The following is a 3,412-nucleotide window of genomic DNA, read 5'->3' as shown; positions in this document are numbered from 1 at the left end:
GCCCATGCCTGATGTCTCCCCGCCCGGAAAAACCCGACGCCGTACGTCCCTGCCTGCTCCCCCGTGCAACCCTGGTGCCCAGGGCAGGGACGTGCACTGACGGACATTGGGAAGGGGCTGGCGGCCTGGATGCCATGTGACAGGGCCGTGACGAGACCCAGGATGGGAAGGTTTTTTCCCTCTCCGGGTCACGCGGGCCTGTAAGGCCGGGCTGTAAGAAGGGCGGTGTTACCGATCAGCGGGCGGATCCACCGGAGCTTCGGTGGAAGGTTCCGCGGGCGACCCGGCGGGGGGTTCCACGGGGACTTCCACGGGTACTTCGCGCTGCGTCAGGGCGCGCAGCACCCCCACGAGCACCAGGATCCCGACGAGTCCCAGGAGGGTGCGCCAGACGATGAGCGGCACGCCGGGTTCGCTCACGGTGAACTTCGCGTGGAGCGCCTTGGGCCGGGAGGTGAGGAAGCGGACGTCCACGTCCCAGGCGCCGGTCTCCGGGGGGACGAACTCCGTGCTCCACCCCACCGCGTCCCTCTTCAGGGCGCGCGTCACCTGACCGGGCACGCCCTCCTGGGAGAACGCGACGGTGACGCCTCCCTCGAAGGGGGGCCCCTGGATGTTGCCCACCGACAGCGTCAGGCGCAGGGGCTCGCCGGGGTGGGGTTCGGCGGGGGTGATGACGCCCTGGAGCGTGTCCTCGGCGTCCTGCCAGGTCAGCGCAAGGACTTCGTTGCGACGCTCGACCTTGATCTGATCCGCAGCGGGGGCCGCGACGGCATGCAGGGTCAGCAGGCAGGTCGCGACGACCCACCCCAGGAAGGTGGACCTGCGGCTTTGCCTCGACGGCCGCTGTCCCCTAAGATGCGCTGCCCTGTCACCTTCCACTGAGCCCGCTCCCCCCGGGGAGTGCCCGGGATGAACCCTCAAGCCTTCGGGAAATACCAGCTCCTCAAGAAGCTCGCCACGGGCGGCATGGCCGAGGTCTGGCTTGCGCGTCAGTCCGGAATCGAGGGCTTCCAGAAGGACGTTGTCGTCAAGCGCATCCTCCCGCACCTGGCGGAGGACCGCGAGTTCGTGGAGATGTTCCGCAACGAGGCGCTGATCGCCGCGCGCTTCAACCACCCGAACATCGCGCAGGTGTACGAGTTCGGCGAGGCCAACGGGACCTACTACATCGCCATGGAGTTCATCCACGGCGAGGACCTGGGCCGGGTCATGCGCAAGGCCAGCGGGATGAACCAGTGGATCGCCCGGCCGCTGGCGGTGCGCATCGTCGCCTCCGCGTGCGAGGGCCTCTACTACGCGCACAGCCGCACGGATGACGCGGGCCGCCCGCTCAACGTGGTGCACCGGGACATCTCCCCGCAGAACATCCTGATCAGCTTTGATGGTTCGGTGAAGCTGGTGGACTTCGGCATCGCGAAGGCCGCGGATCAGGCCTCCATGACGAAGTCCGGCGCCATCAAGGGCAAGTTCGCGTACATGGCGCCCGAGCAGGCCGCCGGCAAGCACCTGGACGCCCGCGCGGACATCTTCGCCATCGGCCTGGTGCTGTACGAGATGCTCACCGGGCACCGGCCGCTCAAGAAGGACTCGGAGCTGGCCACGCTGCAGGCCGCCATGGAGTGCGCCATCCCCGCGCCGTCCGAGGTGGCCGACGTGCCCCGGGACATGGACCACGTGGTGATGCGCGCCCTGGCGAAGAGCGCGGATGACCGCTACGACACCGCGCGGGAGCTGCAGTCCGCCCTGGAGGAGCTGCTCGTCAACGAGCGCTGGGTGGTGGGCTCGGTGCAGATCTCCGAGCTGATGAAGACGCTCTTCTCGGACCGGCTGGCGGAGGAGCTGAAGCAGGGCCAGTTCGTCCCGGTGGGCGAGGACTCCAGCACGTCGCCGCCCCGGCCGCCCGCGGAGATGAGCTGGGAGGCCCCGCCGGGTGAGTCGTCCTCGCAGCGCGAGCGCGCGCGTGGCAACACCCGCACGGGCGCCGCGCCCCGCCGCGCGACGGGCATGGCGCCGGCCGTCATCCCGGAGGATCCGAACGAGTACGACGCGCCGTCGCTCACGGGCGTGGAGTCGCAGCCGCGCCGCCGCTCCAGCGTGTCGGAGCCGGTGGCCCGCCGCAACACGTCCTCCAGCAACCCGGGCGTCACGCAGGTGGCGCGCACCAACTCGCGCTCGGACCTGCGCAGCCAGCCGATGGAGGACGTGCCCACGCCTCCGCCGCCCCGGCGCACGATGTCGCGCGTGGTGCCGGTGTCGGAGCCTCCGCCCTCGCGTTCCCGCTCCGGCGTGCAGCGCATGGACGTGGAGGAGGACGACGAGCGCACCCGCCTGCCTCCGCCGGAGGATGATCCGGACACGGTGCCGGCGCCCGTGGTGCGCCGCCGCACCAGCACCAGCCAGCAGGCCGCCATCGAGGCGCCGCGCCGCCGCACCTCCAGCCGCGTGGATGCCCCGCGCCCACGCCCCGTGCCGGTGGACGACGAGGACTCCGCCCCGCGGCGTCCTTCGAGGAACAACGCCCCGGCGGTGCGGGATGAGCCGGCGCGTCCCCGGGGGCAGGCCGTGCGCACGGTGGCCACGGTGGGCTTCATCGTGGGCCTGCTCGCGGTGCTGGTCCTCTTCCGGGAGCCCATCCTCGCGGCGGCGACCTCCAAGGCCGTGGATGCGCAGGGCGTGTGGCTCACGGTGAACACCAACCAGCCGGTGAAGGTGTCGGTGCGGCACACGCCGCGCTGTGGCAGCGCGGAGCCGGTGACGGCGCTGGGCACCGCGCCGCTCACGCGCGCGCAGGGCGCCCACCTGCAGGACACGCTCATCCTGGAGAACGAGGCCCAGGGCATCTACCTGGAGGACTCGGAGGAGCTGGCGTTCGGTCAGCCCGGCGAGCTGAAGACCTTCGAGCGCACCTTCAAGGAAGGCACGCTCCGGCTGAAGATCACGCCCAGGACGATGACCGGCCTGACCGTGTACCGGAACAACCAGTCGCTGGGCAGCGCCTCCACCACGCTGAAGCTGATGGAAGGCGAGCAGCGTCTGGAGCTGCGCGGCGCCAAGCTGAAGGAACCCGTCTCCTTCGAGGCCAAGATCAAGCCCGGCGAGACGACGGACCTGCCGCTGGACCTGGAGTCCTCGCTCTAAACCCCCGCTAGTAGCGGGGCAGGGACGGGTCCACGGTGCGCGAGTACAGGTCGATGCCGCCCTTGAGCGACACGGCCTCCAGCCCCAGGTCACGCAGGTACGCGGCGCCGTCCAGGCTCCGCACCCCGTGGTGGCAGTAGACGACGACGGGGCGGCCCCGGAAGGCCTGGAGGGCCTCGGCGTGCTCCTCCAGCTCCGGCAGGGGCATCAGCACGGAGTCCGGCAGGGCCACCCACTCGTGCTCGTGGACGAAGCGCACATCCACCAGGAC

General features: G+C 70.8%; 3 protein-coding genes. 1 reads left to right on the top strand and 2 read right to left on the bottom strand.

Annotated elements, in window-relative coordinates; genetic code table 11:
* Positions 1-228: 228 nt before the first annotated feature.
* Entirely contained in the window at positions 229-882 is a 654-nt protein-coding gene (locus D7Y13_RS45420; RefSeq protein WP_147444537.1) for a hypothetical protein, read from the bottom strand.
* A 30-nt stretch (positions 883-912) separates the two neighbouring features.
* Between D7Y13_RS45420 and D7Y13_RS40035 the strand changes: the two genes are divergently transcribed.
* Positions 913-3,141: a serine/threonine-protein kinase gene (locus tag D7Y13_RS40035; protein ID WP_120538352.1), complete on the top strand. Its 2,229-nt coding sequence runs from the start codon at positions 913-915 to the stop codon at positions 3,139-3,141.
* A gap of 7 nt (positions 3,142-3,148) precedes the next feature.
* Here the strand turns inward: D7Y13_RS40035 and D7Y13_RS40030 are convergent.
* A partial coding sequence (locus D7Y13_RS40030) for a rhodanese-like domain-containing protein (protein WP_120631005.1) occupies positions 3,149-3,412 on the bottom strand: 264 nt, incomplete at its 5' end.

It is taken from the genome of Corallococcus praedator (genome assembly GCF_003612125.1).
Lineage (GTDB): Bacteria > Myxococcota > Myxococcia > Myxococcales > Myxococcaceae > Corallococcus > Corallococcus praedator.
The sequence above is the reverse complement of the archived record's forward strand: the minus strand, read 5'-3'. Positions and strand labels throughout refer to the sequence as shown.

Bases quoted from the DNA above. Each gene is read 5' to 3' on its own strand.
- D7Y13_RS40035 (WP_120538352.1), top strand. From the start codon at position 913: ATGAACCCTCAAGCCTTCGGGAAATACCAGCTCCTCAAGAAGCTCGCC.